Source organism: Streptomyces sp. AK08-02 (assembly GCF_033795085.1).
GTDB classification, from domain to species: Bacteria; Actinomycetota; Actinomycetes; order Streptomycetales; family Streptomycetaceae; genus Streptomyces; species Streptomyces echiniscabiei.
Genome location: NZ_JARAZV010000009.1, coordinates 1 through 25,425 on the forward strand (window position 1 = coordinate 1; position 25,425 = coordinate 25,425).

Annotated in this window: 18 protein-coding genes and 1 pseudogene; 6 read left to right on the top strand and 13 right to left on the bottom strand. The window is 71.3% G+C overall.

Features of this window, described 5'->3' with window-relative positions; translation table 11 throughout:
- From PV734_RS19355 to PV734_RS19365, 3 genes and pseudogenes are all read right to left on the bottom strand, one after another.
- Positions 1 to 219, bottom strand: a pseudogene (locus PV734_RS19355) (caspase family protein); the annotation flags it as partial.
- On the bottom strand, positions 216 to 536 hold the full coding sequence (locus tag PV734_RS19360; protein ID WP_319097436.1) for an effector-associated constant component EACC1: 321 nt from the start codon (positions 534 to 536) through the stop codon (positions 216 to 218). The gene PV734_RS19360 and the pseudogene PV734_RS19355, both read right to left, overlap by 4 nt.
- A gap of 237 nt (positions 537 to 773) precedes the next feature.
- On the bottom strand, positions 774 to 1,055 hold the full coding sequence (locus PV734_RS19365) for a replication-relaxation family protein (RefSeq protein WP_319097437.1): 282 nt from the start codon (positions 1,053 to 1,055) through the stop codon (positions 774 to 776).
- Between the two features lie 142 nt (positions 1,056 to 1,197).
- On the opposite strand from PV734_RS19365, the gene PV734_RS19370 reads away from it, so the two are divergent.
- Both PV734_RS19370 and PV734_RS19375 read left to right on the top strand, forming a co-directional pair.
- Positions 1,198 to 1,359: a hypothetical protein gene (locus PV734_RS19370; RefSeq protein WP_319097438.1), complete on the top strand. Its 162-nt coding sequence runs from the start codon at positions 1,198 to 1,200 to the stop codon at positions 1,357 to 1,359.
- Between the two features lie 86 nt (positions 1,360 to 1,445).
- Positions 1,446 to 2,933: a glycosyltransferase family 2 protein gene (locus PV734_RS19375; protein WP_319290541.1), complete on the top strand. Its 1,488-nt coding sequence runs from the start codon at positions 1,446 to 1,448 to the stop codon at positions 2,931 to 2,933.
- Positions 2,934 to 3,095: 162 nt separating this feature from the next.
- Here PV734_RS19375 and PV734_RS19380 read toward each other — a convergent pair whose 3' ends face one another.
- From PV734_RS19380 to PV734_RS19390, 3 genes are all read right to left on the bottom strand, one after another.
- Positions 3,096 to 4,493 carry a replication-relaxation family protein gene (locus PV734_RS19380; protein WP_319290542.1) on the bottom strand — a complete coding sequence of 466 codons (1,398 nt, stop codon included), beginning with the start codon at positions 4,491 to 4,493 and terminating at the stop codon, positions 3,096 to 3,098.
- 634 nt (positions 4,494 to 5,127) lie between these two features.
- A complete protein-coding gene (locus PV734_RS19385) occupies positions 5,128 to 5,343 on the bottom strand; it encodes a hypothetical protein (RefSeq protein ID WP_319097442.1) in 216 nt (71 codons plus the stop codon).
- Positions 5,344 to 6,112: 769 nt separating this feature from the next.
- Entirely contained in the window at positions 6,113 to 6,337 is a 225-nt protein-coding gene (locus tag PV734_RS19390) for a hypothetical protein (RefSeq protein WP_319290544.1), read from the bottom strand.
- Between the two features lie 709 nt (positions 6,338 to 7,046).
- Here PV734_RS19390 and PV734_RS19395 point away from each other — a divergent pair.
- The 4 genes from PV734_RS19395 (at position 7,047) to PV734_RS19410 (ending at position 17,393) form a co-directional block, all read left to right on the top strand.
- Positions 7,047 to 7,517, top strand: a complete 471-nt coding sequence (locus PV734_RS19395; protein ID WP_319290546.1) for an RICIN domain-containing protein — start codon at positions 7,047 to 7,049, stop codon at positions 7,515 to 7,517.
- Between the two features lie 196 nt (positions 7,518 to 7,713).
- Entirely contained in the window at positions 7,714 to 14,646 is a 6,933-nt protein-coding gene (locus tag PV734_RS19400; protein WP_319290548.1) for an SDR family NAD(P)-dependent oxidoreductase, read from the top strand.
- Entirely contained in the window at positions 14,646 to 15,827 is a 1,182-nt protein-coding gene (locus PV734_RS19405; RefSeq protein WP_319290550.1) for a thioesterase domain-containing protein, read from the top strand. The genes PV734_RS19400 and PV734_RS19405 overlap by 1 nt, the downstream gene beginning before the upstream one ends.
- A gap of 6 nt (positions 15,828 to 15,833) precedes the next feature.
- Positions 15,834 to 17,393, top strand: a complete 1,560-nt coding sequence (locus tag PV734_RS19410) for a tryptophan 7-halogenase (protein ID WP_319290552.1) — start codon at positions 15,834 to 15,836, stop codon at positions 17,391 to 17,393.
- 313 nt (positions 17,394 to 17,706) lie between these two features.
- On the opposite strand, the gene PV734_RS19415 is transcribed toward PV734_RS19410, so the two are convergent.
- The 7 genes from PV734_RS19415 to glnT all read right to left on the bottom strand — a co-directional run bounded on the left by PV734_RS19415 (position 17,707) and on the right by glnT (position 25,205).
- The gene (locus PV734_RS19415; RefSeq protein ID WP_319097447.1) at positions 17,707 to 19,008 is read right to left on the bottom strand and encodes an ammonium transporter; all 1,302 of its coding nucleotides are present in this window, start codon (positions 19,006 to 19,008) and stop codon (positions 17,707 to 17,709) included.
- Between the two features lie 102 nt (positions 19,009 to 19,110).
- On the bottom strand, positions 19,111 to 19,731 hold the full coding sequence (locus PV734_RS19420; RefSeq protein WP_319097448.1) for an XRE family transcriptional regulator: 621 nt from the start codon (positions 19,729 to 19,731) through the stop codon (positions 19,111 to 19,113).
- An 83-nt stretch (positions 19,732 to 19,814) separates the two neighbouring features.
- Positions 19,815 to 20,909 carry an FAD-dependent oxidoreductase gene (locus PV734_RS19425; RefSeq protein WP_319097449.1) on the bottom strand — a complete coding sequence of 365 codons (1,095 nt, stop codon included), beginning with the start codon at positions 20,907 to 20,909 and terminating at the stop codon, positions 19,815 to 19,817.
- Positions 20,906 to 22,225: an FMN-binding glutamate synthase family protein gene (locus PV734_RS19430; protein WP_319097450.1), complete on the bottom strand. Its 1,320-nt coding sequence runs from the start codon at positions 22,223 to 22,225 to the stop codon at positions 20,906 to 20,908. Before PV734_RS19430 ends, PV734_RS19425 begins: the two co-directional genes overlap by 4 nt.
- A 111-nt stretch (positions 22,226 to 22,336) precedes the next feature.
- On the bottom strand, positions 22,337 to 23,014 hold the full coding sequence (locus PV734_RS19435) for a glutamate synthase (RefSeq protein WP_319290554.1): 678 nt from the start codon (positions 23,012 to 23,014) through the stop codon (positions 22,337 to 22,339).
- Positions 23,002 to 23,859, bottom strand: coding sequence for a glutamine amidotransferase (locus PV734_RS19440; RefSeq protein WP_319290556.1), 858 nt, complete (start codon positions 23,857 to 23,859; stop codon positions 23,002 to 23,004). The genes PV734_RS19435 and PV734_RS19440 overlap by 13 nt, the downstream gene beginning before the upstream one ends.
- An 11-nt stretch (positions 23,860 to 23,870) precedes the next feature.
- On the bottom strand, positions 23,871 to 25,205 hold the full coding sequence (gene glnT / locus PV734_RS19445; RefSeq protein WP_319097453.1) for a type III glutamate--ammonia ligase: 1,335 nt from the start codon (positions 25,203 to 25,205) through the stop codon (positions 23,871 to 23,873).
- Positions 25,206 to 25,425 lie beyond the last annotated feature (220 nt).

Sequence of the window (25,425 nt, forward strand, 5' to 3'; positions counted from 1 at the left end):
GGCCGCCTGCCGCACCTCGCCCACCACCACCTGCGCAGCAACTGGATTCTCCACGACCGTCACATGCCGGGCAGGCAACTGCAACGACAACGGCCCGCACAGCAAACCAGCCAAGGCCTGCACGTTCTGCGAGACAGCCGGCAACTGCTCCAGATACTCATACCGGCTCGTGCCCACCAGCACAGCCCTTGAGGCCCCCGGATCGGGCAGCACACTCATCGATCCCCGCCCTCACCGCCGCCGACGGCCTCAAGCACCCGAACCGCCCGCGCGATCTCCTCCTCAGAACCCTCCACAAGGACGATGACCGTCTCCCCGCGCCGGATCTCCACCCGCGGCCGCTGCGGTCGGCTCTGCCGCCACGCCGTGACCGCCAGCACGAACGACGCCGCGCTCCACCCATTGCCCGTCACCAGCTCAAGCACATCCAGGACCGTGCCCATCTCCCCCGGCCCCGGCACACCACCCCACGCCCCCACTACAACAGACCGGCGCGCCACAGGATCCGCACGCAACCAGCCCTGCAGCGAACGCAACTCCCCCGCACCCAGCCCAACCTGCAGCTCTCACCGCACCCCGGCCTCCCCTGATCCGTACGCGCACCCACCGACCATGCACAACCGATCAGGAAACCCGCACCAGCACAACACCGCCCCCGACCAGACAAAAAGCCCCTGAGCAGCCCAAACACTCGCCGAACCTTTTGACCCTACCGATACCTACAACAAGCCCAACTCTCCTCAACACACCACCAACAACTCCAGCTCAAGCCCCTAACCACCCTCCATAAGCCACTCCCTCCAGCTTCTCAGCAAACCAACAACACACCAGGCCAGCCGCCGTCGTGCACACCAACAAGCCCCCCTCCGAGCGTCAGCGTTCCCGCGCCCGGACGCGGGCGCGTTGCGGTAGGCGTCGTAGCGCTCCAGCTTGGCGACCAGGCGGGCATAGGACATGGTGCGGTCGATCTCCACAAACGCACTGGTGCCATTGGCCAGGAGCACCACGCCGTCGGGCACCAGGTTCCCGGCCGGGGTGGGGTGGGCGACTTCCACCTGTCAGTCGGCGAAGTGGACCGCCTGCGCCTTGTGGAAGGCGCCGCCCTAGCGTGCGATGAAAAGACACAGATGATCCAATTTCGGCGGTACTGAATATATAAAGGGCATTCCGCATTTCTTGTTTCTCTGAGGAGACGTCATGCCCTATGGATCGATCGTGGGTCCCGGAAGCGTTCTGGCCGCCACCGGCCTGGCGACGGGTCAGGTGTGGTTGGTGGCCGTCAGCGTGGTTGCGGTGCTGGTGGGGGCCGTCTTGGTCAGGATCTCGTTCCGGCGCGGCAAGGGCCCGGTCGAACAGTGACCCCGCCCACCCGGACCTCCGGCCGCGGACAGGTATCCACCGACGCGGCTCTTCGCGTGGACGGCGTGCCCAGGCGGTGGCCGGGCGTGGCCCCGCTCCCGCGCGCATGGCACACCTCGTCCTTCGGTGTCCTTCTGTTGGGCGCTGTTCCGCTGACGGCCCTTCTGGCCTGGGGTGTGGCGCACGTCTACAGCACGGTCGCCGCGCTGGCGAGCGGGAGCCAGGGGATGGTGCTGCCGTGGCTGGTGTCGTTCCTGCTGCTGTGGTGGGTGCCGCTGTCCTGGCTGGAGCGGCCCCGCACCGCGCCCCCGCAGGCTCAGGCGGCGCTGGACCGGCTGAAGGTCACCGTGCAGGTCCCGGTCTACAACGAGGACCCGGACGTGCTGCGGGGCTGTCTGCACTCCCTGCTCGTGCAGACCCGGACGGTGAACAGGATCCGGATCGTCGACGACGGCTCCGTCCACGACGACGGCACACCGATGACGTATGACGACGTCCGCGCCGAGCTCTTCGAGCGCACCGCGGCCCGAGGGGTGGAGGTGACCTGGGACCGCACGGTCAACCGGGGCAAGCGGCATGCCCAGATGCATGTCCTGGCCACCGACGATGCCGATGTCTTCGTCACCCTCGACAGCGATTCGATCCTCGACCCCGAGGCGATCGCGGAGGGCCTGAAGCCGTTCGCCGACCCGAAGGTCACCTCCGTCGCCGGTCAGGTCGTCGTCCTCAACCACGACGCCAACGCCCTGACCCGGATGATCAACCTGCTCTACCTTCCCTTCACCCGCGGCCTGCGCTCCGCCCAGTCCGTCCTGGGCCGGGTCACCATCAACTCAGGCACTCTGGCCTTCTACCGGGCCCACGTCGTGCGCAACGCGGCGGGCGTCTACGAACACGAGACGTTCCGGGGCCGGCCGATGCAGATGAACGACGACTCCATGCTCACCTTCTACGGGCTCCTGGCCGGCGACACCGTCCACCAGCCCTCGTCGCTCGTCTTCACCCTCGCCCCCGAACGCTGGTCCCACTACATGCGCCAGCAGATGCGCTGGATGCGCGGCACCACCGTCCGCCACCTGTGGTGGCTTCGCTACATGCCTCTGACCGGCATCGTCTTCTGGTCCACCATCGCCGAATACGTCCACATCACGCTCGGCATCGCCGTCCCCGCAGTCATCCTCGCCGACCCCGACCTGCGCGGCCACACCGGCACACTCGTCACCGCCAGCATCGTCATCGGCACCACCATGAGTTACCTCATGGCCCTGCGCCTGTTCACCGTCCACCGCACCGACATGCGCCTGCGCCAGGCCCTCCTTCTCTTCGCTCTCGCTCCTCTCGCCTCCGCCTGGCGGGCGCTGATCCTGCGCCCCATGTACTTCTACGCGATGGCCACCTGCCACCGCGTGGACCGCTGGGGCACCCGAGACCACGTCGAAGTCACCCGGCCCGGAAACGGGCACACGACCGAACAGTCCACCAGGTCCACGGCAGTCCCGCGACAAACACCGATCAGAACCGCTCCCACAAACGACCCTTTGCCCGAGCAAGATCAAAACCGGACGCTCCGGTGACCGCGAAGGGCCGGTTCGGTTCGCAGAACCCGTTCTCACGCAAAGGTGGGTTCGAGGTACCTCTGCGAATTGTTTGTGACGACATCCGGTGCGATGACGGTCACTCACGAGACTTCCCCGAATAACGCCGACAACGGCGAACCGGCGCCAGGGCTTGCCCGGTCAGGGCCGCCAGCGTCCGAGCCAGCCGCTGGCCTTCCGCGAGGCCTGCTCGGCTTCCACCTCCTGGCGAAAGCGCTCCTGTTCCTGACGCTCGCGTTCGTCGGCTTCGGCCTGCCGCTCGGCTGCGACGGCCCGGCTCCGGCAGTGCTCGCACAGGTACGGGTGCGACTCGCGAGGCTGACTCCGGTCCCGTACGTCGACCGCTGTCCACCGGTCGTCGCTGAACTTCTGCCCGCAGTACGTGCAGACGGGGCGCCGGGCTTCCCGTTCCGCAGCTTCCTGTTCCTCGCGCCGCCGTTCCTGTTCCTGATGGGCCTGGCGGCGCCGGGCGAGGGCGGCCTCTCGGCGGGGGTTGCCGATCGCGTCCAGCAGCGGCTCGCGGCGGTCGCGCACGAAGCGCCAGAACGCGGGCCCGGCCGGGCCGTGTTCGCGCAGCAGCTCCAGCGTGGTCGCCACGACCGGGATGCAGCCGTCGTAGGAGTGGAAGCCTTCCTCGCGGTGCCATCGGCCTTGCCAGTGGTCGCGGGTGAGGTCGGCGACCTTCTGTATCTGGCTCTTGGTGGACCGCTTGCCGAGCTGGTGGAAGACGAGCAGGACCGGCGGGTGCACCCGCTCGTATCCCTCCCAGGCGGGTGCGGACCAGCGTGTGCGCCACATCGGCTTCTCGATGCCGTCTGTGTCCTTCTCCCTCCTCTTGAAAAACCGCATGTACTTGTCGAACTTCGCGGCGATCAGGACGGCTTCCTCGGTGCAGTTGTCGACCTCGAGGAACAGCAGCGGCACACCGTCGCCCGGAGCGACCACGACGACATCGGCGCGGGCGCTGCCGATCGCGGGGTTCTTCCAGGTGCCCTTCACCGGGAGCGCGACCTCGGTGGCATAGGAGGTGATGGTGCCGATCCCCTTGGGCGCGTCGACGGCGGCCTGCGCGGCAGCGACCGCTTCGGCCGGCTCCCCCGCGACCAGGCCGAGGTCGGGCACCGGGCGGATCAGCGCGATCACCGCCTCGTTCACCGTCATCGGGTGGGAGGCGCCGGAGCGGCCCGCGCTCTTGGGCATGCCGCCCATCTCTTCCGGCTCACGGTCCAGGTCGATCGCGGCGGCGGCCAGCCCGGCCGCGGTGAGCAGCCGGACTTCTTCCCCGCCCCGGGTACGGCCACCGTCGACGGACAGTCCGTGCCGCCGCAGGTCGTTCGCCGCGCCACGGTGGGAAGCGGTGCGCGCTTCCTTCCGTACGGCCGCCGTCTTCTTCAAGGTGTGCCGGTAGGTCAGGTGCGGTGAGGCCAGCCGCTGGATCTGGTCGGCGGTCGCGACTTTGAGCACCCCGAGCACGCACAGCACATCTGCGCGCAGGCCGTTCGACGATCCCGCCTCGTTCGCCTTGCGCTTGCCCGTCATCAGGCCCGCCCTCCCGTCGTCCGCGTCCGGCCACCAGCCGGGCGCCGGCCCCCGGCCGCAGAGGGCACCGGGCCCCCGGACCCGATGCTCTCCCCCACCACCGACAACCAACTCAGGCAATAGGGGAGAGAAGAGGGTTGTGACGGTCCGGCACCATCCCGGAAAGCTGTGGTGAGCTGGGGAGATGCGGAGTTGGCGGGTGTCGGGCACGGAAGTGGCATCGGCAGGGGACCGCAAGCGCAGGCGGCAGGAGCTCACGAGGGCTTGCCCAGCCCCCAGGACGGCGCGCGCGGCCGGACCGGGCGGTGGGGTCCTGGCGGCTGACGGAGCTCCCCGATCCCGGACGGGCGCGGCGGGAAGCGGCAGCAGGACCGGGCATCGGCAGTGTGGGCACCGTGTCCTCGCAGTTCTCCGGCACCTGGGCCGGGGTGGGCGGCTGTTCGTCCGTCCCGCGCGCATCCGGTGCGTGCGGGACAGGTGCCACCCTGCGGGATCACGCCTTGTCCGTGACCTGGCCACCCAGGCGCTCGGTGTCCGTTATGACCCTTGACCACCCCTTGACCAGATGGTTCGTCTGTGGCCGATGCCACACCGCCGCCGCCTCGGGGCGGCGAGGTCGGGAAGGGCACAGAGCTCAGGGGCTGCCCGACTGGGTCACGCCCTGCGCAAGTTGGCCGACCACATCGAAGACAGTCTGGCCGAACGCGGTAGGGGCGATCAGCACGCCGAAGACCAGCACGATGACGACGGTCAGCTTCTCGTCGTTGCGGCTGCGGGCCTGCGTACGCCGCCCCAGCCGCAAGACGATGATGACCGCCAGCAGCACCGCCACGTTCATCGTCAGAACCACCGACCAGCCCTCCCCGTCGTATGCACGTCCCAGCACACCTGTAGCCGGAACCACTCCACACGGTGGGTTGATTACTGATCGTTGGCGGCAAAACGCTTCTGCCCGACTGGAATTCCGGCCTTGACCAGCCCGTACAACCGCGCACCGCCCACACACAGCGCGGCACCCAACGGGCGCGCGGCGCGATGAGTCGTGCACGACGCAACGCACTCCCCCACCAGCGGCGCGCACCGGTGCGGTTCCCTCCCGGTCCGGTGCGCACAAGGCAGGTCCCTCCCGCGCGGCGCGCGCACCGCCGTTCGGGAGAGCGCACCGCACCGTGCACCAGCTCACCCAGCGTGGAGGGCCAAGAGCGGGCGCGGGAGGGAGAGTTCTCCCCTCGGTGCACAGGATCGCGCACACAAAAAGGGATGATCCGGGCGGTAGTGAACGTGGTCCAGGAAGACCGTCGCCGATTGCGACCCCGACAAGGGTTGATTCCCCACTCGACAAGGGGTGCGCATTCGGCGCGGCACCTTTGGACAAGGGGTGCGCACCGGCGGCACCGGCCCGTGCACCGTCACTCAGCGCATGCGCACCAGGGAGTGCCGGGCACTCTCGCGGACATCGCGGTGCGCACTGGCAGGTCGGGGCGGAGTGCACGACATCGTCGACGCGCGGGCCGGTGCGCGCGGCGCGGCCGGCCGTGCGCACCCGATGTTCGCGGCGCGGTGCACGGCGAGCGCACGACATCGTCGGTGCGCGCACCGGATGCCGGGATGCCCCGCACTCACCGCTGGCGCCGTCGGCGCAGGCGCACGGACCACCACGGGTTCGATCGGCCACCGGGGTACTGCGGCGAGCGGCGCCGGACCGGCGGCGGCTCCGGAGACGCATACAGCGCCACGCGCAGCCGGGACGCGTCGGCAAGCCGCTGAAGGTGCTTCAGTTGCTCCGGCGTGAGGTACGGCGGGATCGGGTCGACCATGCGGGCCTCCATGCTTCGGCGGGTCACTCCCCCGCACCCTCGCCCGTCCCCGCCGCCTCCCGGACGTGGGTGCCGGCCGCGTCCCGGCAGCCGGCCCGACGACTTCGCCGTCCGTTCCGCCGGGCGGGCTCCGGTCTCCCTCAGCGGCCTGGTCCTCCCGCTCCCCTGCCCTGGTCCGGCTGCGCCGTGGGGGCCGCTGCTGCGGACTGCCCGGGTCGGCCGCCGGGGCCTGCTGCGCCTGGCCTGCCTGCCTCGTCTGGTCCGCCCGCTCTTCGACCGTGCGGCCGCGGGCCTCTGCCGCGTAGGTGATCGCGGCGATACGGGCAAGGTTCTGCGGCGAGGTCACCCACGTCGCGGGGTCCGTCGTACGGCCCTCCAGATACTCCTGCGGCATCACGGCCTCCTGGTGGGCCTGGATGGCAGCGGCCCGCTGCGCCGGAGTCAGAGCGGCGTCCCGGCCCGGATGGTCGACGGCGTGCGGTGCGGCCGACGTCGCGGCCGACGCTTCGTCCGGTACGTCGGGCGGGGCGGTGAGGGCGGCACGGATCGCGTTCTGCAGAGCGAGGCCGGCGACCCGGGCCCGCTCGTACCGGGACGACTCCCGGGGCGGCTTCCCCTCAGAACCGACGATCCACCAGCGGACGGGCCAGGCGAAGTCGGCGGTGCAGGAGAGCTGATCCGGGGCCGGAATCCGCCGGCCCTTCTGCGGCACGGTGAGCTGACGGCCCGAAGGGGCGTGCAGCAGGCCGGCGGTGCACTGGAGGACGCGACCGGCACGCCGAACGTCAACCCGTCGACGTACTACACCATCAAGAACGTCAACAGCGGCCAGCTGGCCGACGTCTACCAGGCCTCCACCGCCGACAGCGCGAGCGTCGTCCAGTGGCCGGCCAACAGCGGCACCAACCAGCAGTGGAACATCGTCCAGGTCAGCGGCCAGCTCTACAAGATCGTCAACAGGAACAGCGGCAAGGCCCTCGACATCAACGCCGCAACCCACTACAGCGGGACCAATCTTCAGCAGTACTCCTACAACGGCGGCAACAACCAGCTCTGGTACTTCGAGCCGACCAGCGGCGGATACCTCATCCGCAACTTCGAGACCAAGCAGGTCCTGGAGGTCGGCGCCGGCTCGACGGCCAACGGTGCCGCCATCGACCAGTGGATGGCACTGAACCAGTCCAACCAGGCGTGGACGATCCAGTGACCGGATGACGCGGCAAGGGGCAGCAAGACGGCGGGTGATGCGGGAGAACGCCCACTGCTGGCACGGGCAGACACGGCGCAACGCCGGTCGCCGAAACATCCGATCATCCGGCCGACCTGCCTTTACGATCAATACCGTTGCTCTGCAAGGGAATTGACAACGGCCGTGCGCCGCCACGCGCCGGAGGGGCGGGTACATGACGCGCGACGAGCTGATCCGGCCGCTGCCCGAACTGCTGAGGGCGCACGCCGAGAGGTCGCCGTCGCGGGTGGCGTACGCCGACGACGAACGGGACGTCACCTACGCGGAGTTGGAGCGGCGCACCGGTCGGCTGGCCGCGTATCTCGCGGGGGCGGGTGTGCGGCGCGGGGACCGGGTCGCGATCCTGCTGGGCAACCGTGTGGAGATGGTGGAGAGCGTGCTCGCCGGTGTCCGGGCGGGTGCGGTCGGTGTGCCCCTCAACCCCCGGTCCTCGGAAGCCGAACTGGTCCATTTACTGGAGGACAGCGGAGCATCGGCCGTCGTCACCGACCGCGCCCACCTGGCCCGCCTGAACAGCGCGGGGCGCCTGAGCCACCGTACGCGCGTCCTGCTCACCGGCAACGGTCCCGTGCCGTCGGACGCCCCCGTCGGCACGGTCCTCTTCGAGGAGGCGGCCGGGGCGGAGCCCGCCGTGCCGCCCCGCGACGACCTCGGGCTCGACGAGACGGCCTGGATGCTCTACACCTCCGGCACCACCCATCGGCCCAAGGGTGTGCTGTCCACGCAGCGCGCGGCCCTGTGGTCGGTGGCGGCCTGCTACGCGCCGCTCTTCGGGCTCTCCCCCGAGGACCGGCTGCTCTGGCCGCTCCCGCTGTTCCACAGCTTCGGGCACTCGCTGGCGATCCTGGGGGTCACCGCGGTCGGCGCGAGCGCGCGGATCACCGGCGAACTCCTTTCTCCCGGAGGCCTGTTGAGGGAGCTGCACACGCCTCGCGCGTCCCTGGGCGGCTCCTACACCGTCCTGGCCGGGGTGCCCGCCGTGTACCACCAGCTGGTGGCGTCGGCGGCCGGGGACACCGCGCCCGTGCCCGCGCTGCGGACATGCGTCGTGGCGGGCGCCCCGAGTGCGCCGGACCTGCGACGGGCGGTGGAGGAGCTGCTGGGGGCGCCGCTGCTCGACGCGTACGGCAGTACCGAGACCTGCGGGATGATCGCGGTGAACCGGCCGGACGGCCCGAGGGTCGACGGTTCCTGTGGGCTGCCGGTCCCGGGGATGGACGTACGGCTGGTCGATCCGGGCTCCGGCGACGACGTCGCGGACGGTGACGAGGGCGAGATCTGGGCGCGTGGGCCGAGTCTGATGACCGGCTATCACCGCCGGCCCGAGGCGACGGCGTCCGCGCTGCGGGACGGCTGGTACCGCACCGGCGACCTGGGGCGTCGCGTCGCGCACGGGCATCTCGCCCTCACCGGCCGGGTCAGCGAGCTGATCATCCGGGGCGGGGAGAACATGCACCCCACCGAGATCGAGCAGGTCCTGCTGCACTGCCCCGGCGTGCGGGACGCGGTGGTGGTGGGCAGGCCGCACGACGTCCTCGGCGAGGTGCCGGTGGCGTACGTCGTTCCGGAACCGGACGGGTTCGACCCTCGGCGGATACTGGCCGAGTGCCGTCAGCGGTTGGCCGCGTACAAGCTGCCCGCCGAGATCCACGAGATCGCGGCCGTCCCGCGTACGGCGTCCGGCAAGATCACCCGCCACGCGGTCCTGCCGGACCTGGCCCGACCGGTGTCCGAGGTCCGCCCAGCCTTCCCGACCTCGACCGGCGGTGCCCTGCGCCGACGCCTGCTCGCTCTCCCGCCGGACGGGAGGGAACGCGCCCTGCGCGAGGCGGTTCTCGCGCAGACGTCCTCGGTGTGCGGCGACGGATCGTACGAAGAGCTCGACGCCGACCGCCCGTTCACCGATCTCGGGCTGACGTCCGAGGGAGCCGTCACGCTGATCGAGCGGCTCGGCGAGGCGACCGGGCTGCGGCTCCCGTCGACGCTGGTCTTCGACCATCCCACGCCGGACGCCCTGGCCCGGCACGTGCACGACATCCTCTTCACCCCGGCGCCCGTACCCGTGCCGCACCCCCACTCCGTAACGGAGGCGGACGATCCTGTGGTGATCGTCGCCATGGGCTGCCGGTATCCCGGGGACGTGTACTCCCCCGAGGATCTGTGGGACCTGGTGGCGCAGGGCCGGGACGCGGTCTCGGGCTTCCCCACCGACCGGGGCTGGGACCTGGCCGCCCTCTACGACCCGGACCCGGACCGGGTCGGCACGTCGTACACCCGCAGCGGCGGATTCCTGCACCGGGCCGCCGAGTTCGACGCGGCCCTGTTCGGGATCTCGCCACGGGAGGCGCTGGCCATGGACCCGCAGCAGCGGCTGCTGCTGGAGACCTCGTGGGAGGTCTGGGAGCGGGCGGGCATCTCCCAGGCGGCGCTGCGCGAGAGCGACACGGGTGTGTTCGTCGGCGTGATGCACGGCGACTACTCCACGCGCCTGGACAGGCACGAGCTGGAGGCCCATCTGGCCCTGGGATCGGCGGGCAGTGTGGCCTCCGGCCGGATCAGTTACGTGTACGGCCTGCGTGGGCCGTCGATCACGCTCGACACCGCGTGCTCGTCCTCGTTGGTGGCTCTGCACTGGGCGGCGCGGGCGCTGCGCTCCGGCGAGTGTTCTCTGGCGTTGGCCGGGGGTGTCACCGTGATGGCGACGCCCAAGGCGTTCGCGGCTTTCAGCCGGCACCGCGCCCTGTCGCCCGACGGCCGCTGCAAGTCGTTCTCGGCCTCGGCGGACGGCACCGGCTGGGGGGAGGGCGTGGGCCTCGTGCTGCTGGAGCGGTTGTCCGACGCCCGCCGCAACGGTCACCCCGTCCTGGCGGTGCTGCGCGGTTCGGCAGTCAACTCCGACGGCGCGTCCAACGGCCTGACGGCGCCGAACGGGCAGGCCCAACAACGCCTGATCACCCGCGCGTTGACCGACGCCGGGCTCGGCGCCGCCGAGGTGGACGTGGTGGAGGCGCACGGTACGGGCACCGCGCTGGGCGACCCCGTCGAGGCGAACGCCCTGCTGGCCACCTATGGACAGGGGCGGGCCGAGGACCAGCCGCCGCTGTGGCTCGGCTCGGTCAAGTCCAACCTCGGGCACACCCAGGCCGCCGCCGGTGTCGCCGGGGTCATCAAAATGGTGCAGGCCATGCGCCACGAGCGGCTCCCGCGCTCGCTGTACGCGCGGGAACCCAGCCCCCACGTCGACTGGTCGGCAGGCCGGGTGGAGCTGCTGGCCGAGTCCCGCCCCTGGCCGGTGACGGACTCCCGGCCACGCCGGGCCGGGGTGTCCGCGTTCGGCATCAGCGGGACCAACGCCCATGTGATCCTGGAGGAGCCCCCTCGGCAACCCGACACCGGACCGCGCGGTACACAGGTTCCGGCGCCCTGGCTGCTGTCCGGCGCCGACGAGGCCGCCCTGCGCTCCCAGGCCCGGCGTGTCGCCGTCCATCTGGCGTCCCGGCCCGACCTGTCGCCCACCGACGTCGGGGTCACCCTGGCCGTGTCGAGGTCCCCGCTCGCCCACCGGGCGATGGTCGCGGCCGACGACCGGGCGCGGATGCTGACCGCCCTCGACGCGCTCGCCGACCGGAGGGGAACGGATCGCGCCGTCGCCGGTCCCGGCGTCCGCACGGCCTTCCTGTTCACCGGCCAGGGCTCTCAACTTGCCCGCATGGGTGCGGAGTCACGCGCGGCCTTCACCGCCTTCGACTCGGCGTTCGAGGAGGTCTGCCGGGCCCTGGACGGCCGTCTGGAGCACCCTCTGGACCTGGTGCTGTCCGCGATGCCGGGCACGCCGGAGGCCGCCCTTCTCGACCGTACGGACTACACCCAGGCCGGTCTGTTCGCCTTCGAGGTGGCGCTGTTCCGACTGTTGGACTCCTGGGGCGTGCGCCCCGACTTCCTGGCCGGGCACTCCGTGGGGGAACTGGCGGCCGCCCATGTCGCCGGGGTGCTGGACCTGGCCGACGCGGCGGAACTCGTCGCGGCCCGGGGTCGGTTGATGCACGCCCTGCCGGGCGGTGGGGCGATGGTGGCGCTGCACGCGACGGAGGAGGAGGTACTCGCGCAACTCCCCGCGTTCGACGGACAGGTGACGATCGCCTCGATCAACGGCCCACGCGCGGTGGTGATTTCGGGAGCGGAGGACGCGGTGCTGGCCCTGGCGGCCGGATTCGAGGCGCGAGGTCGCAGGACCGTTCGGCTGCGGGTCGCTCACGCCTTCCACTCGCCGCTCGTGGAACCGATGCTCGACGACTTCCGCCGGGTCGCCGAGGGGCTGACGTTCCGACCGCCACGGATCCCGGTCGTCTCGGCCGTGTCGGGCCGCCCGGCCGAGGCCGGAGAACTGTGTTCGCCGGAGTACTGGGTGCGGCACGCCCGGCTGCCGGTGCGGTTCGCCGACGCCGTGCGGTGGCTCGGGGACGACGGGGTGTCGGGGTTCCTGGAGATCGGCCCGGGGGCGGCGCTCACCGCCGCCGCCGAGGACTGTCTGAGCGGCCCGGACGGACAGGGCCACGCCCCCGTGTGCGTCGCCGCCGTTCGTGGCGGCGATCCCGAACCGAAGAGCCTGTCGACCGCCGTGGCCCGCCTCCATGTACGCGGAACGCCTGTCGACTGGTCCGCCGTGTTCGCGGGCAGCGATGCACCGCACCTGGAGGATCTGCCGACATACGCCTTCCAACGCCGGCGGTACTGGCTGGCCGCGCCGAGCGCTCCCCTCGCCACCACGGACCCGCACCAACACCCGCTGCTGGGACCGGCGTTCACCGTGCCGGACACCGGCCGGACGGTGTTCTCCGGCTTGCTCTCCACCACCACTCACCCGTGGCTCGCCGACCATGTGATCGGCGGCCGGGTCCTGGTCCCCGCGACAGGGCTCGTGGAGATGGCCGTACGGGCGGGTGACGAGGTCGGCTTCGGCACGCTCGGTGAACTCGTGGTCCTGGCGCCGCTGGTCCTGCCCCGGGCCACGGGCGTTCACGTCCAGGTCGTCGTGGGCCCGACGGACGACTCCGGCGGGCGCCCGGTCGACATCCACACCCGGCCCGCCGCCGACGGCCCCGGGCCCGGCTGGACCCGGCACGCCACAGGCATCCTGGGCCGCACGGACACCACCCGGCCCGAGACGGAACCGGCGGTGTGGCCGCCGCGGGACGCGACCGAGGTCGACCTCGCCGAAGCGTACAGCGGCCTCGCGGAGGCCGGCCTCTGCTACGGCCCGGCATTCCGGGGCGTACGGGCGCTCTGGCGGCGCGGCGAGGAGGTGTTCGCGGACGTCCGCCTGCCCGAGGCGGAGTCGGAACACGCCGACCGGTTCGGGATCCATCCGGCGCTGCTGGACGCGGCCCTGCACGCCCCGCTGCTGACGGGCCCGGTTCCTGGCTCCGGCACGGTCCGGGTGCCGTTCGCGTGGAGCGGCGTACGGCTGTACGCGACGGGCGCGTCGGAGGTGCGCGTACGGATCGCCCCGAGCGGGACGGACTCGGTCACCCTCACCCTGACCGACCTGTCGGGGCGCCCGGTGGCTCACGTGGAATCCATGACCACGCGTGAACTCCCCACCGAGACGGTCGAATCGACGGCCGACACCGTGCGCCGGGCCCTGTTGCGCCCCGAGTGGACCGGCGTCGAGGAGCCGCGCGGCGAGCGGCGGCCCGTGACCGGCGGAGGCTGGGCGCTGGTCGGCCCGGACGGGCTGGACCTGCGCGGGGCACTCCCCGGCCTGGTGGGAACCGACGCACCCGAACCGGACACCGTGGTCGTCACCGCCGTCGACGGCGGTCCGTGGGCGGATACCGATCCGCTCGCCGCCGTGCACCGGCTGACCGGCAGGGTGCTGCGTACCCTCCAGGACTGGCAGGACGACCCTCGGACGGCGGGCTCCCGTCTGGTCGTGCTGACACGGAACGCGACCGCCTCCGCGCCGGATCCGGCCGGGGCCGCCGTGTGGGGGCTGGTGCGTGCCGCGCAGACGGAGCTGCCCGGACGTGTCGTCCTCGTCGATGTGGACGGGCGGCCGGAGTCACTGGCGCTGCTCCCCACTGCGGCGGCGAGCGACGAGGGCCAACTCTCCGTACGGAACGGTCACTTGACGGTCCCGCGACTGGTCGCCGCCGGTGAACCCACCGCCGGGAGCGGCGGCTTCGAGCCCGACGGCACGGTCCTGATCACCGGCGGAACCGGCGCGCTCGGCACGGAGGTCGCCCGCCATCTCGTGACCGCCCATGGCGTACGCCACCTGCTGCTCACCGGCCGACAGGGGCCCCAGGCGCCGAATGCCGGGGAACTGCGAGCCATGCTGGAGAAGTTGGGCGCCGAGGTACGGATCGTGGCCTGTGACACGGCCGACCGCGCCGCGCTGGCCGAGGTGATCAAGGAGTGCTCGCCCGCGCTGACCGCCGTGGTGCATGCGGCGGGGGTGCTGGACGACGGTGTCCTCGCCGCGCTGACACCCGGGCGGATGGCGGCCGTCCTGCGGCCGAAGGTTGACGCGGCCTGGCACCTGCACGAGCTGACCCGGGACCTGGACCTGTCGGCGTTCGTCCTGTTCTCCTCGGTGTCCGGTCTACTGGGCCGCGCCGGGCAGGGCAACTACGCGGCGGCGAACGCCTTCCTGGACGCCCTGGCCCGACACCGATCCCAACTGGGGCTGCCCGCAGTGTCCTTGGCCTGGGGACCCTGGGACCACGGGGCCGGGATGGCCGGGGGGACCGATGGGGTCGGAAGGGTCCCGCACCGGTCGGCCGGTGAGGTGCTCCGGGCGCTCTCCGTGGAGCAGGGCCTGGCCCTCTTCGACGCGGCGCTGCGCGCGGGCGAACCCGTGCTGGCGCCGGTACTGCTGGACCGGGCGGCGCTCGGGGCCGCACAAGGACTCCTGCCGGCGCCGCTGCGCGGGCTCGTGCCGCCCCGCAGGCCGGCCGCCGGGACCGGGGGGGTGCCGGTGACAGCTCCTCGCCCGGCGCGGAGCAGTTCTGGGAGCCGGGCGCCTGGCGCAAGGTGCTGGCCGGGCTGGCCGCCGGCCGGCGGGAAGACGCCCTGGCGGAGTTGATGCGCGCCGACGTGGCCACGGTTCTCGGCTACCCGGACGCCGACGCGCTGCCGGCCGGCAGGTCCTTCGCCGAGCTGGGCTTCGACTCCCTGATGGCGGTCCAGGTCCGCAACCGGCTGAGCATGGCCCTGCGGCTGAGGCTGTCCGCCGCCGTGGTGTTCGAGCACCCGACGGCCCAGGATCTGGCCCGTCATGTACTCGGCCTACTGGACGACCTGCCCGATGTCGCAGACGACCTGCCCGACGTCGCACCGGAGCCGGAACGTGCTTCCGCCGGGGACCGGCCCGCGCAGACGCTCTCCTCGCTCTACCGGCGGGTCTGCGAGGCCGGGCAGGTGGTCGCGGCGATGCACATGCTGGTCACCGCTTCCTGGGCGCTGCCGACCTTCGGCCCCGAAGCCTGCCGGGAGCACGCCCTGCCCCCGCTGCGGCGCGCCGACGGTGCCCAGGCCGGCCCGGTACTCGTCTTCCTCAACGGCTTCCACCCGCCCTTCGCCGCCCCCGGTGGTGAATTCGCCGGATTCCACGCCCACTTCCAGGGTGAACTGGAGGTTCTCGAACTCCCGCACCCCGGCATCGGGGCGGGCCCTGCCGTGCCGGCCGACCGGGACACGCTCGCCCGGACACACGCGGAGACGGTGCGAGCGCACGTCGGCGACCGGCCCTTCGTGATCGTCGGCGTGAGCACCGGAGGCGCGGTCGCCCATGCGCTGACCCGGCGGCTCGAAGCCATGGGGAACCCGCCCGTCGGACAGGTGCTGCTCGACACGTACCTGGTCAACGGCGGCAACAGCGACAAGGCGTGGCTGCTGTCCCTGCCCGCCGTGATCGCACCGCTCCTGGGCGGCACCCGGTTCACGGGGGACGAGGACACCGGGGTGGCCGCGCTGGGCGCGTACACCCGGATGTTCCAGGACTGGGAGCCGGAGCCGGTCACCACCCCCACTCTGCTGGTCCGGGCCACCCGGCCGACGCCCGCGATGGCGGCGGACGCGGCCCCGGGCGAGTGGCGCACCTCCTGGCCGCTGCCGCACACCCGGGTCGACGTCCCCGGCGACCACTTCTCGTTCATGCGGGAACACACCCCCACCACAGCGGCGGCCGTCCGCGCCTGGATCGGTTCCCTCGGCAGTATCGGCGCCGCGCCGACGCCGAGCACAGCGGCGGACGGAGAGCGGTGACCCCCGATGACCCCCGACCGCGAGACAGCGACGGCAGCGACGGCAGCGACGGCAGCGACGGCAGCGAAAACGGTGGAGCCAGTGAAGTCAGTGGAGACTGAAGAGTTCGACGTGATCGTCGTGGGCGGCGGCCCGGCCGGGTCGACCGCCGCGACGACCGTCGCCCTGCGGGGTCACCGCGTCCTCCTGCTGGAGCAGCAGACGTTCCCCCGGTACCAGATCGGCGAGTCGCTGCTCCCCTCCACCGTGCACGGCGTGTGCCGCATCCTGGGCGTCGAGGAGGAGGTCGCGCGAGCCGGTTTCAAGACGAAGCGCGGCGGGACCTTCCGCTGGGGCCGGAACCCGGACCCCTGGCAGTTCTCCTTCGCCCTGTCCCCCCGGCTGGCCGACCCGACCTCCTTCGCCTACCAGGTCGAGCGGTCCCGGTTCGACGCGATCCTGCTGGACAACGCCCGCCGGGTCGGCGTCGACGTCCGGGAGGGCTGCCGGGTCAAGGGCGTGCTCGGCGACGAGGAGCGCGTCCGGGGCGTCGGCTGGACGGGGCCCGCCGGGGAGAACCGCGAGGCCCGGGCCCGTTACGTCGTGGACGCGTCCGGCAACGGCAGCCGGATCCACGGTGAGGTCGGCGGCAGGCGGACACACTCCGACTTCTTCCGGAACATCGCGGTGTTCGGCTACTTCGCCGGCGGCGAACGGCTCCCGAAGCCCAATGACGGCAATATCTTCTGTGCCGCATTCGACGAGGGCTGGCTCTGGTACATCCCGCTCCGCGACGACCTCACCAGCGTCGGGGCGGTGGTCGGCCGGGACAACGCCGCCGCGATCCAGCGGGACCCGGTGACGGCCTGGCGCGGGCTGATCGACTCCTGCCCGGAGATCCGGGGTCTCCTGGACGGAGTGGCGCAGGCCACCGAGGCGCCGTACGACCAGGTGCGGGTCCGCAAGGACTGGTCGTACTGGAAGTCGCGTCTGTGGCGGCCCGGCATGGTGCTGGTCGGCGACGCGGCGTGCTTCGTCGACCCTGTGCTGTCCTCCGGAGTGCACCTCGCCACGTACGGGGCTCTGCTCGCGGCCCGCTCCATCAACAGCGGCCTGGCCGAATCCCTTGACGAGGACCGCCTCTTCGACGAGTTCGAGGCGCGCTACCGTCACGAGTACGGCCTGTTCCACGAGTTCCTGGTCTCCTTCTACGACATGCACCAGGACGAGCGGTCGTACTTCTGGAAAGCCCGCAAGGTCACCCACGTCGACGCGACAGAAATGGAGGCATTCGTCGAACTGGTGGGCGGACTGGCCTCCGGCGACACGTCCCTCGCCGGGCCCGGGCAGGCGGGCGCCCGCCTGACTGCCACCGCCTCGGAACTCGACCACGCGGTCAGCAGGCTCCCGGACTCCGACGGCCTGCGCAATCCGCTCTTCGAGGCCCCCTCGATCCGCCAGGTCTTCCAGGAGGGCACGATCCTCCAGGAACGGGGTGTCTTCGGCGGCCCACTGGAGGAGGAGACCCCGCTGCACCCCGGCGGCCTCATGGCCTCGGAGGACGGACTCACATGGGTGACCGGGTGAACCCGCGCATGCCATGACGATCCCCACAGGCTCTCGGCGGTTTCCAGGGACCGTCGAGCACCGTCGGGACGACAAAACTCGAACGCCGGCCCTGGAGCACTGCGGCCCTCCTTCACCTGGGTGCCCAAGGGACTTGGGGAGAACATCCACCGGCTGCGCGCGCATGTGGAAGTGCCGGACTTCCACGGCGGGCGTACCTGGGACGCCGGCCGGCGAGCTGCTCCTGCAGGGGCCGGCGAGGGACTGGCGCCCCACCCGCCCAGCGCCCCGACCCGCCCGTCCCGTGGCTGGGCCGGGCGGTGGAAGGTGGCCCCTATCCCGCAGCGGCAGGTTCCGGCACCGGGGACGATGACGTGACCGGTGGGTGGGTGAGGTCGTAGGCGCTCTCCGCGTGGAGATGGACGTCGACGCCCTCCTGTTCGACCTCGGGGCGGACCCGCAGGCCCATCGTCTTGTCCAGAGCCTTGGCGATCAGCCAGGTCACGGCGAAGGAGTACGCGAGGACGGAGAAGGCGCCGACCGCCTGCTTGCCGAGGAGGGAGAAGCCGCCGCCGTAGAGGAGGCCGTCGACGCCGTTCGGGGCGTCCGAGGTGGCGAGGACGCCGACCAGCAGGGTGCCGGTGAGGCCGCCGACGAGGTGGATGCCGACGACGTCCAGGGAGTCGTCGTAGCCGAACCTGTACTTCAGGCCGACCGCGAGGGCGCACACCGCGCCGCCGACGGCACCGAGGGCGAGGGCGCCGAGCGGGGAGACCGCGCCGCAGGACGGGGTGATCGCCACCAGGCCTGCGATGGCGCCGGAGGCGGCGCCCAGCGTCGTGGAGTGGCCGTCGCGGACCTTCTCGACGAGGAGCCAGCCGAGCATCGCGGAGCAGGTGGCGGTGAAGGTGTTGAGGACGACGACGGAGGCCGCGTTGGAAGAGGTCAGCGCGGAGCCGCCGTTGAAGCCGAACCAGCCGAACCAGAGCAGGCCCGCGCCGAGCATCACCAGGGGCAGGTTGTGCGGGCGTTCCTGGCCGCCCTGCTTCTGCCAGCCGATGCGTCTGCCGAGGACGAGGATCACGGCCAGCGCCGCCGCGCCGGAGTTTATGTGGACGGCCGTACCGCCCGCGTAGTCGATGGCGCCGAGTTTGTTCACGATCCAGCCGCCCACGACGCCCTTGCCGTCGAAGGCGAACACCCAGTGGGCGACCGGGAGATAGACCAGCGTGACCCAGATGCCGGTGAAGGCCATCCAGGCGCCGAACTTGATGCGGTCCGAGATGGCGCCGCAGATCAGGGCGGCGGTGAGGGCCGCGAACAGGGCCTGGAAGGCGGCGAAGACGGAGAGCGGGATGACCGCCTTCGGGTCGTCCGAGATGACGCCGTTCATGCCGAAGAACTCGGTGACGTCACCGAGCAGGCCGGCGCCGCCGATCGAGTCGCCGAAGGCGGCCGAGAAGCCGTAGACGACCCAGATGCAGCCGACCAGGGCGACGGAGCCGAAGGTCATCATGATCATGTTCAGGACGCTCTTGGCGGCGACCATGCCGCCGTAGAAGAGCGCCAGGCCCGGCACCATCAGACAGACGAGTGCCGTGCTCGCGAGCATCCAGGCAGTACTTCCGGTGTCCATGCGCACACTCCACGGAGAGGTCCAACTGGGGGAAACAACGTTTCACCGCAGTAGACAGGTGATGCGTTACAGGACACCTCCGTGGCCGATTAAGGCCGGGTTTCAGTGCTGCGGGCTGTCCCCGAAGGCCGTCACCGTGAGGAAGCGGATGGGTAGTTCGACAAGCCGTTCGGGGCCGTGCGGGGCCTCGCCGTCGAACTGGAGGGCGTCGCCGGGGCGCAGGGTGTAGCTGGACTTGCCGTGGCCGTAGATCATGACGCCCTCCAGCATGTAGAGGAGTTCGGTGCCGGCGTGCTGGAAGAGCGGGAAGACCTCGCTCTGTTCGGTCAGCGTGACCAGCAGCGCGTCCATCCGCTTGTGGGCGCCCCGCAGCGAGCCGAGCTGGGCGTACTCGTGGCCGACCTTCGTACCGCGCCGCACGATCCGGGCGCCGTGGTCGGCCGGGACGAAGACGGCCTCGCGTTCGTCGTCCATACCGCGGAACAGAGCCGTGACCGGGACGTCGAGACCGCGCGCGAGCCGGGAGAGCGTGGTGAGGCTGCACGCGGTCTGGGCGTTCTCGATCTTCGACAGCATCGCCTTCGAGATACCGACCCGCTGTGCCATCTCCCCGACCGACAGCCCCGCCGCCTGCCGGTACTCACGGGCCCGCACCGCGATGACGCGCTCCAGCGCCTTGTCGTCGGAGTCGGGGTCCTGCGCTGTGTCGTCCTGGTCGGTCATCGGCGCATTTTACGCAGGCTCGCGGCGCGATGTCCGCGCCGGCCATCCCTTGCCGACCTGCCTTTCTGCTGGGGGTCCGGGGGTTATCCCCCGGGAAGACGCAGCAGCCGGAAACGGGGATGGGGCTCGGCGCGGCCAGTGGCCAGGTCGGCGGCCATCGCGCCGATGAGCGGGGCGAACTTGGCGCCGTGGCCCGAGCACGGGGAGACGACGACGAACGGGCCGTGGCGGTCGAGGACGAAGTCCTCGTCGGGGGTGGTGGTGTAGAGGCAGGTCGCCTCGGCGACCGGGTCGGGCACGAGGCCGGGGAGGCGGTCGCGGACGAACCCGCTCACCCGGGTGCGCGACGACCCGTCGACGACCCCGTCGCGGGTACGGGCGGTGGTGGGCGTGCCGCGGTCGTGCTCGGCGACCTTCATCGCGGGCAGCGGGCCGCCGTCGCTTCCCGAGGGCAGGCCGTAGAGGTGCAGCGCGCCGTCCCAGATCAGGGTCGGCCACCGGGCGGCCGGGTCCCGCTGCCGGAAGTGGAAGACCTGCTGCTGGGTCACCGCCAACGGTGGTAGGGGGAACGGAAGTTGGAGGTTGGGCAGCCAGGCTCCGGCCGCGACGACCACCGTGTCGGCGACGATCTCGTGGCCGTCGTCGGTGCGCAGGAGCACCTTGCCGCTCCCCCGGACGTCGATGCCCGTGACCCGGGTGCCGATGACCGCCCGCGCCCCGTGTTCGATCGCCCGGCGTACACAGGCGGCGACGGTCTCGTCGGCGTCGACCGTGCCCGCGTCCGGGTGATACAGCACCGGGCCGGTGATCCGGATGTAGGGCCAGCGCTCGGAGGCGGCCTCCGGGCCGAGGAGTTCATGGGGCACTCCGGACGCGCCGAGGAGACCGGCGATCGCCCCGGGGTCACGGTCCTCGCCCATGTCGAGCCCACCGGTCTTGCGCAGCAGGGGAGTTGAGCTGTCGTCCTCCAACTCCCGCCACTGCTCGTACGCCTGGCCGGTGAGCCTTACGTAGAAGGGGTCGGCGTACGCCCGCCGGAAGATGCGCGAGCTGCCGTGCGAACTGCCGTGCCGGTGACCGACGTCGTACGCCTCGATCAGGGTGACCTCGTGTCCCTGCCGGGCCAGTTGCCAGGCGGTGGCCGCGCCCATCAGGCCGGCGCCGACGACGGCGATCACAGTCCCTCCCCGGGGATCCAGTTGGTGCCCGCGAGCGGGACACGGGCCATGGCGGCGGACTCTATCGTCAGGGCGACCAGGTCCTCGGGTTCCAGGTGGAGGAGGTGGGCCTTGCCGCAGGCGCGGGCGAGGGTCTGGGCCTCCATGGTCATCACGCGCAGGAAGTTGGCGAGCCGGCGTCCGGCGTCCACCGGGTCGAGGCGGGCAGCGAGTTCCTCGTCCTGGGTGGAGATGCCGGCCGGGTCGCGACCGTCCTGGTAGTCGTCGAAGTAGCCTGCGGCGGAGCCGAGTTTGCGATACTCGGCGTCGTACTTCGGGTGGTTGTCGCCGAGGGCGATGAGCGCGGCGGTGCCGATGGCGACCGCGTCCGCGCCGAGCGCGAGGGCCTTGGCCATGTCGGCGCCGCCCCGGATCCCGCCGGAGACGATCAGCTGGACCTCGCGGTGGACGCCCAACTCCTGGAGTGCACGCACCGCTTGGGGCAGGGCGGCCAAGGTGGGGATGCCGACGTGCTCGATGAAGACGTCCTGGGTGGCGGCCGTTCCGCCCTGCATACCGTCGACGACCACGACATCGGCGCCGGCGTGGACGGCGAGTTTCACGTCGTAGTACGTGCGGGTCGCGCCGACCTTCACATAGATCGGCTTCTCCCAGTCGGTGATCTCGCGCAGCTCCAGGATCTTGATGGCGAGGTCGTCGGGGCCGGTCCAGTCGGGGTGGCGGCAGGCACTGCGCTGGTCGACGCCGACGGGCAACGTCCGCATACCGGCGACCCGTTCGGTGACCTTCTGCCCGAGCAGCATGCCCCCGCCGCCGGGCTTGGCCCCCTGCCCTAGGACGACCTCGATGGCGTCGGCGGCACGCAGGTCGTCGGGGTTCATGCCGTAGCGGGACGGCAGGTACTGGTAGACGAGGTGCTTGGAGTGGCCGCGCTCCTCGGGGGTCATCCCGCCGTCACCTGTGGTGGTGGAGGTACCGGCCTCGCTCGCGCCGCGCCCGAGGGCCTCCTTGGCCTGGGCGGATAGGGCCCCGAAGCTCATACCGGCGATGGTGACGGGGGTGGCGAGACGAAGGGGGTTCTTGGCGTGCCGGGCGCCGAGAACGATGTCGGTGTCGCAACGCTCCCGGTAACCCTCCAGGGGGTAGCGGGACATGGAGGCGCCGAGCAGCAACAGGTCGTCGAAGTGCGGCAGTTGGCGCTTCGCGCCCCAGCCACGAATGTCGTAGATGCCGGTCTCGGCGGCACGCTGGATGGCGTGGATGGTGGCACGGTCGAATGTCGCCGACTCGCGCAGACCACGGGATGCGGGTTCCAAGGGTTCAGCTCCTCTGAAAGGGGGCGAGTGGATGTGCCTTTTTTGGGGGCGCGGGGAACTGCGCGACCGGCCACATGCGACCCGCAGCCAAAAACCGACCTCCCGGCGGAGCTAATACGCAGCCGAGTTGTCGACCTTGAAGTGATAGAGCGTCCTGGCGGAGCCGTACCGCCGGAAATCCGCAGGATCCTCATCCCGCTCGGCCGCCTTGAGCAACTCGCTCAGCTCGGCGAGATGTTCGGGCCGCATCTCCTTCTCGACACAGTCCGCACCGAGCGACTTGACCGAGCCGAGGACGTAGATCCGAGCCTCGTACAGGGAGTCGCCGAGAGCCTCCCCGGCGTCCCCGCACACCACCAGCCGTCCAGCCTGCCCCATGAACGCACTCATGTGCCCCACATTGCCGCCGACCACGATGTCCACCCCCTTCATGGAGATCCCGCACCGCGCGGACGCGTCTCCGTCGATCACCAGCAGGCCCCCGTGGGCGGTGGCCCCGGCCGACTGGGACGCGTTGCCGCGCACCCGGACCGTCCCGGACATCATGTTCTCGGCGACGCCCGTACCCGCGTTGCCGTGCACCGTCACGGTGGCGCGCTGGTTCATGCCGGCGCAGTAGTAGCCGACGTGGCCCTCGATGTCGACGGCGAGATCCTCCTGGATTCCGCAGGCCACGGCGTGCGCGCCGCGCGGGTTGAGGATGCGCCAGACATCCTCGCCGCCAGGAGTGTGCAGGGCCTGGTTGAGCTCCCGTACCGGCGTCTGGGACAGGTCGATCAGCGTCGCCATACGTACACCTCTTCCGGCTCGGGTTCGAAGATGCGGGCGTCCTCGATGCCCGGCAGGACGTCCAGTGCCCGGTACTCGGAGGCCATCGCCACCCACGCGTCGGTCTCGGCGACGAGCGCCGGCTTGCAGGCGATGGCGTCGCGGACGACCGCGAAGGAGTCGCCGGTGGACACCAGCAGCGTGTAGAAGCCGTCGAAGCGTTCGCAGAGCAGCCGCAGCGCCTTCTCCAGATCGGCGCCCTGCTCCAGCTGGCGGGCGACGAACCGCGCACCCACCTCGGAGTCGTTCTCGCTGTCGAACGGGACGCCCTGGGCGCGCAGTTCACGCCGGATGGTGGCGTGGTTGGCGAAGGAGCCGTTGTGCACCAGGCACTGTCCGGGGCCGACGGAGAAGGGGTGTGCACCCTCCGGTGTCACGGCCGACTCGGTGGCCATGCGGGTGTGGCCGACACCCTGCCAGCCGGTGACGCCGGCGAGCCCGAAGGCGTCCGCCAACTCCACCGGATTTCCGGTGCCCTTGAGCACGACGAAGCCCTCACCGGAGCCGATGACCGTGGTGTGGGGCAGGGCTGCCGTGAGCTGGTCGACGCCCGCGTGGACCACGGTCGTGGCGTCGGCGTCGTAAGCCTGGACACCGGGGAGTACGGCCTCCACCTCGGCCTTCGAGGTGCCCAGCAGCGAGACGACGGTCCGCCCCGGTGGGGACAGCCGGGTGTCACCGTAGACCGCGACACCAGCCGAGTCGGGGCCGCGTTCGACGACCTGCCCGAGCATCGCGGTCAGCAGTTCACCGAGCCGGGGTTCGAGCGAGGGCTCCCGCAGATGGAGCCCCACGATTCCGCACATCTCAAATCCCTTCAGAAGGCGGTCAGATAGCGGTCCAGCTCCCAGGGGCCGACCGTCGCGTGCCAGTCGAAGAACTCCTCGCGCTTGAGGTCGGCGAAGTACCGGCTCACCCCGGCCCCGGCCGCGTCCAGCGCGCCGCTGATCACCTCGTCCGCCTGGAGCGCCTCCACGGCGTGCAGCAGGGTCGGCGGGAGTTCCGGGCCCTTGCCTGCCGCGCCGGGCTCGCCCGGGTCGAGGTCGCGTTCGATGCCGTCGAGGCCTGCGGCGAGGGCGGCGGCCGCGGCGAGGTAGGGGTTGGAGGCGCCGTCTCCGCCGCGCAGCTCGATGCGGTTGCCGTCGGGTACGCGGATGAAGTGGGTGCGGTCGTTGCCGCCGTACCCCGCGGTGCGCGGTGTCCAGGTGGCGCCCGAGCGGGTGTTCACCGCCCCGGTGCGCTTGTAGGAGTTGACCGTCGGCGCGATGACGGCCTGGAGGGCCTGCGCGTGCTCGATGATGCCGGCGACGAACGAGTAGGCGAGCGGGGAGAGTCCGAGGCCACGTCCGTCGGTGGCGTCGGGGAAGGCGGGTTCGTCGCCCCGCCACAGCGACATGTGCAGGTGCATGCCGGTGCCGGTGCGGTCGGTGAACGGCTTCGGCATGAACGTGGCGGTCATGCCCCGCTGTTCGGCGAGCATCGACACCAGGTACCGCATGGTGATGACCCGGTCGGCGGTGGTGAGGGCGTCGGCGTGCCTGAAGTTCTGCTCGAACTGTCCGTTGCCGTCCTCGTGGTCGTTGGCGTAGTTGCCCCAGCCGAGGGAGTTCATGGCGCTGGAGACCGCGGTGAGGTGGTCGTACATCCGGGTCAACCCGCGTGCGTCGTAACAGGGTTGGGCGGCGGTGTCCCTGGCGTCGGCGACGCTCAGCACACCGTGCTCGTCCCGGTTGACGAGGAAGTACTCGACCTCGGCGCCCACGGACAACCACAGCCCCTGGGCGGCGGCCCGTTCGAGCAGCCGGCGCAGGATGACGCGCGGGGCGTAGGGCCAGGGTTCGCCCTCCACGTACGGGTCGCAGTGGACGAGGGCGAGGCCGGGCTTCACGAAGGGGACGGGGGTGTACGAGGAGGCGTCGGGGCGGGCGACGACATCGGGGTCGCTGGGCTGCTGACCGAGCGCGCCGGCCGCGTAACCGGCGAACCCGACGCCCTCGTCACGGAGTTCCTCGACGGCCTGCGCGGGGACGAGCTTGGCGCACGGTTTGCCGGTCAGGTCGACGAAGACGGCGAGTACGAACTCGATGCCGTCGGCGCGGACCAGTTCGGCGAGATCGGGGAGTGCGGGGAGATCGGGTGTGGCGGTCACCATGGGCCCCTCCTTGGGTGTCCACTGTGGTGAATCTTTGTTGCATGCGAGTAGACACACTGGGCGTTACGGGCAGATTTCCGCGATGGAAGGTCCCCGTAAGCCGCTGTGCGGGATCCCTCAAGGTGCGACACAGGAACCCCCCGAGCCGAACGCCGGGCCCCGCCCCTGTTGTGCGCAGCGTGCGCTGATCCCGAGGACGACGGGCGCACCGCCGCCGTCG